Source organism: Micromonospora sp. NPDC007271, assembly GCF_040634005.1.
Lineage (GTDB): Bacteria > Actinomycetota > Actinomycetes > Mycobacteriales > Micromonosporaceae > Micromonospora.
Genome location: NZ_JBEYER010000128.1, coordinates 1 through 4,782 on the forward strand (window position 1 = coordinate 1; position 4,782 = coordinate 4,782).

General features: G+C 72.8%; 3 protein-coding genes. 2 read left to right on the forward strand and 1 reads right to left on the reverse strand.

All coding sequences use genetic code 11. The annotated features are described in order from the left end of the window. Positions 1-101 precede the first annotated feature (101 nt). Positions 102-1,523 carry a sensor domain-containing diguanylate cyclase gene (locus tag ABZ570_RS30430; protein WP_358071020.1) on the reverse strand — a complete coding sequence of 474 codons (1,422 nt, stop codon included), beginning with the start codon at positions 1,521-1,523 and terminating at the stop codon, positions 102-104. A 174-nt stretch (positions 1,524-1,697) separates the two neighbouring features. Here ABZ570_RS30430 and ABZ570_RS30435 point away from each other — a divergent pair, with 174 nt between their 5' ends. Further along, positions 1,698-2,477: a phosphodiesterase gene (locus ABZ570_RS30435; protein WP_358071022.1), complete on the forward strand. Its 780-nt coding sequence runs from the start codon at positions 1,698-1,700 to the stop codon at positions 2,475-2,477. A gap of 470 nt (positions 2,478-2,947) precedes the next feature. Next, the gene (locus ABZ570_RS30440) at positions 2,948-4,690 is read left to right on the forward strand and encodes a bifunctional metallophosphatase/5'-nucleotidase (RefSeq protein WP_358071024.1); all 1,743 of its coding nucleotides are present in this window, start codon (positions 2,948-2,950) and stop codon (positions 4,688-4,690) included. The last annotated feature ends 92 nt before the right edge of the window (positions 4,691-4,782 follow it).

Below are 4,782 nucleotides of genomic sequence, written 5' to 3' on the forward strand. Positions count from 1 at the left end.
GGGCCCCGGCTCGCGCAGCCCACGGGTGACCCGGGCGGCGGCCCGGCGGGCCCGGTCGGGGCGGGGGGGCGGCGGGGGGGCGGGGGTGGGGTGGGGGTGGGTTAGGTGGGGGAGAGGTGGACGGCGTCGCGGCCTTGGCGTTTGGCTGTGTAGAGGGCCTGGTCGGCGCGGAGCAGGGTGTGTTCGGGGAGCTCGCCGGGGTGGGGCAGGGCGACGCCGACGCTGATCGTGCGGCCGGTGCGGCGGGCCGCCTCGGTCAGCCGCTCGGCGATCCGGACCGCCTCCTCGGGCCGGTTCACCTCGATCACCGCGACGAACTCGTCGCCGCCGGTCCGGTACAGCTCGTCGCCCTGCCGCAGCGCCCCCTCCAGCGCCCGGGCCAGCCCGACCAGCAGCCGGTCCCCGGCCTGGTGACCGTACGTGTCGTTGACGCTCTTGAAACCGTCGATGTCGATGGCCAACAGGGCGGTACGCCCCGGTGTGGCGGTCGCGATCCGCTGCCCGAACGGCCCGGTGTGGCGCAACCCGGTGAGCGGGTCCGAGCTGGCCTGCTCGCGTAGCCGGGCAAGCGTACGCAGCCGGTCCAGGCAGGCCCACGCCTGTCCGGCGAGCAGCTCCATCAGGTTGACCGTGGTCGGGTCGGGGCGCAGCAGCCGCTCGTCGGCGACCAGCAGTACCCCGCCGGTGTCCGGCGGCCCGACCGGCACCGCCACCAGGGTGCGCGCCCCGGCCCGGGCCAGCGGCAGGTGATCCTCGGTCGGCGGGTGCCCCGCCTCGCCGAGTGTGTACGCCGAGCCGTGCCGGTGCGCCCGGGCGATCAGCCGGCCGAGCGCCATCGACCCGGTCTCGGCCAGTTCAGCCCGGATCCGGGACTCCAGCTCGCCCGGGATGCCGGTCGCCGCGCCCAGCCGCGGCTCGGGTGGGCCGGTGAGGAGCAGCACGGCGGCGGAGAGGGTCGAGACGTCCCGGGCCGCGGTGATCGTGGCGGCCAGCAGCTCCCACTCGGTGGCGGCAGCGGTCATCGCGGTGGCGTGTCGGAGCAGCTTCTCGCCGCGGCTCTCGGCCGGCGGTCCGCCGAGCGCCACGATCCGGGCGCCCAGCCGGCGGCCGAGCCGTTCGGCGGTCTCCCGCCACCGCGCCAGCTCGACCGGGTCGCTCCACTGCACGTCGAGTACGCCGATCGGGCGGCCCGCCGGGTCCAGCACCGGTACGCAGAGTTCGGCGCTGACGTCGGGGCGTACCGGAAACGGGTCGGGATCGGCGGTGACATCGGCGATGGCGGCCGGCTCGCCGGAGGCGTACACCTGGCCCACGAGGCCGGTCTTCGGCGGCACGGTGGAATGGACCTGCCAGGCGCCGGTGGCCGCGACGCACCGGAGCCGGTCGTGGACCTGGAGCAGGATCGAGATCGCCGCCGGGGTGTACCGGGCGAGCGCTGCGACGGTCCACTCGCACGCCTCCAGCGGAGTCGACGCCATCGGGAGGCGGGCCGTGACGTCTCGGACGACTTGCTCGTGATCCACGTCGTTCCTGGTCGGAGGGGTCGGGGGCGCGATCAAGAGTACTCAGCCGACGGTCCCACGACCTTCGTACACATGTGCTATCCACAGGGTGTGGACGTGGCCTGTGGATCCGGCGAGGCCGCGCGGCGGGGCCGGTGGCGATAGCGTGAGGGTCCCGGTCCCGAGGAGATGCCGATGCTCATCGCCCAGCTCAGCGACCCGCACGTGACCACCGGTCCGCTCGCCGCTGAGCAGGCGTCCGGGCTGCACCGGGCCCTCGGCCGGGTGCTGGCGTTGCGACCCCGGCCCGACTGCGTGGTGATCACCGGTGACCTGGTCAGCAACGGCCGCCCCGACGAGTACGTCGCGCTGCGCGAGATCATCGGGCGGTTCCCACTGCCGGTCCACCTCGCCGCCGGCAACCACGACGACCGGGAGTCGCTGCTCGACACCTTCGGTGGCACCCCCTACCTGGGCGGCGGCTTCTCGGCGTACTACCACGTCGACCACGCGGACGGGACGCTCGTGGTGCTGGACTCGCACGCTCCGGGCAGCGCCGGCGGTCGGCTCGGCGACGAGCAACTCGGCTGGCTCGACGGGGTGCTCGCCGGCCGGTCGGACGTGCCCGCCGTAGTGTGCCTGCACCATCCGCCGGTCGCGGTCGGCGTGCCGGCCATGGACGCCACCCGGCTCGCCGACGCCGACGCGTTCGCCGACGTGATCGCGCGCCACCGCCACGTCGTACGGGTCGCCGCCGGTCACCTGCACCGCCCGGTGACCAGCGCGTTCGCCGGCACGGTGCTGACCACCGCGCCGAGCACCTGGGTGCAAGTGAGCCTGACCATGACCGACGAGGAGGAGATCGGGTTCGTCGCGGAGCCGACCGCGTTCCTGCTGCACCGGGTGGCCGGCGACGGCTGCGTCACGCACACCGTGCAGGTCAGCCACGCCGCCGGGCGGACCTGCTGGTTCTGACCTGGCGGATCCGCCGGGCGGCTGGGTACATACCCGGGTTGCCGGGACTGTCGACCACCGCGCCGGTCCGTGGCCGCGCCGATGCCGCTCGACCCGGCGATCTGTCCGGTCGACCGCTCCCACAAGAGCCTGAACGCCGAGTACGTGCGGCTGACCAACCGGCGCAGCAGCACCATCAACCTGAAGTCCTGGACGCTGCGCGACGCACCCGCGACAAGGGGCGGCTGTGCAGGAACTCACCCGCCCGTCATGTCGGACTCGTCCGGCCGACCGGCGCAGGTCGGCCGCTATGCCCTCCACGCTGGTGTGCCGCCCCGGTCGACCGATCGCCCGGTGGATGAGAAGCTTTCCACCGTCGGGTGGCGTCCCCCGAATCCGCCGCCCGAGATCGAGCCCTGTCACGGCGAATCAGGGCCCCCGGGCGAACCATCGCCCGGACAGCCAAGCGCCGGTATCTCACGAGGAGTCCCATGTCCGTCCCCCGGATGCGTCGCCGGGCCGCTCTCGGCCTGGCCGCGCTCGCCGCGACCGCGTTCACCGCGGTCACCGTCCAGCCAGACCAGGCGGAGGCCGGCCCGAAGCCGGTCGACGTCAAGCTGCTCGCCATCAACGACCTCCACGGCAACCTGGAGCCGCCGACCGGCTCCAGCGGCACCATCGACGGGAAGACCGCGGGTGGCGCCGAGTACCTGGCCACCCACCTCGCCAAGCTGCGTGGCACCACCGAGGAGGAGCGGGAGCGCACCATCACGGTCGCCGCCGGTGACCTGATCGGCGCCTCCCCGCTGCTCTCCGCGGCCTTCCACGACGAGCCGACCATCGAGGAGATGAACCTCGCCGGGCTCGAGTTCGCCAGCGTCGGCAACCACGAGTTCGACGAGGGCGCCACCGAGCTGCTCCGCATGCAGAACGGCGGCTGCCACCCGGTCGACGGCTGCGCCGACGGCACCCCCTTCAAGGGCGCCAAGTTCCAGTACCTGTCGGCGAACGCCTTCAAGACCGCCACCGGCCAGCCGCTGCTGCCGCCGTACGGCATCAAGAAGGTCGACGGCGTCAAGATCGGCTTCATCGGGATGACCCTGGAGGGCACTCCGAACATCGTCAGCCAGCAGGGCGTCGCCGGCCTGACCTTCGCCGACGAGGCGGACACCGCCAACAAGTACGCCCGCATCCTGCAGGCTCAGGGCGTGCAGGCCATCGTCGTGCTGCTGCACGAGGGCGGCGTGCAGAACGGTGGCGGCATCAACGACTGCACCGGGTTCAGCGGGCCGATCGTCGACATCGCCAACCGGATGGACCCGTCGATCGACGCGATCGTCAGCGGGCACACCCACGCCGCGTACAACTGCAACCTCAACGGCAAGCTGGTCACCAGCGCCAGCTCGTTCGGCCGGCTGGTCACCGAGATCGACCTCCAGGTCGACCGGCGCAGCGGCGACGTGATCCGCGCCGCCGCGAACAACGTCGTGGTCACCCGGGACGTGCCGAAGGACCCGGCCAGCACCGAGCTGATCACGCGGTACAAGACGGCGCTCGGCCCGGTCGCGGACAAGGTGGTCGGCAAGACCACCCAGGCGATCACCAAGGCCCAGGAGAACCTGTACCAGACCGGGGTCGACCAGAACGGCAAGCCGACGTACCAGACCGGTGAGTCGCCGCTCGGCAACCTGATCGCCGACGCGCAGCTCGCCGCCACCGACACCGAGCAGAACGCGGTCGCGGCGTTCATGAACCCCGGTGGTGTCCGCGCCGACCTCGACGCCGGCCCGGTCACCTACGCCGAGGCGTTCACCGTCCAGCCGTTCGCCAACAACCTGGTTACCCTGGACCTGACCGGCGCGCAGCTGTACTGCATGCTCGAGCAGCAGTTCACCGTCGGCCGGGTGCTGTACGCGTCCTCGACCGTGCACTACGTCGTCGACGTCAACGGCACCACCGCGCCCGCCGGCTCGCCGTGCAGCGGTACCCGGGTGGTCCGGGGCAGCCTCACCATCAACGGTGCCCCGGTCAGCGACACCGCGACCTACCGGGTCACGGTGAACAACTTCCTCTCCGGCGGTGGTGACGGCTTCAGCGTCCTCACCGGCGGCACGAACCCGGTCACCGGCATGATCGACCTGGACGCCTTCACGGCGTACCTGACCGAGAAGTCGCCGGTCTCCCCGCCGGCGCTGGACCGGATCCAGACCACCGCGGAGGTTCCCGCCGCCTGACGCGGACCCTGCCGAACGGGCCCCGGAGCGGAAGCTCCGGGGCCCGTTCGCGGTCTGGCCGTCGTCCCGCCCAGCGACGCCAAGACCGGGGA

Excerpts from the sequence above, each read along its gene's own strand:
- ABZ570_RS30435 (WP_358071022.1), top strand. The coding sequence starts at position 1,698 with ATGCTCATCGCCCAGCTCAGCGACCCGCACGTGACCACCGGTCCGCTC.
- ABZ570_RS30440 (WP_358071024.1), top strand. The coding sequence starts at position 2,948 with ATGTCCGTCCCCCGGATGCGTCGCCGGGCCGCTCTCGGCCTGGCCGCG.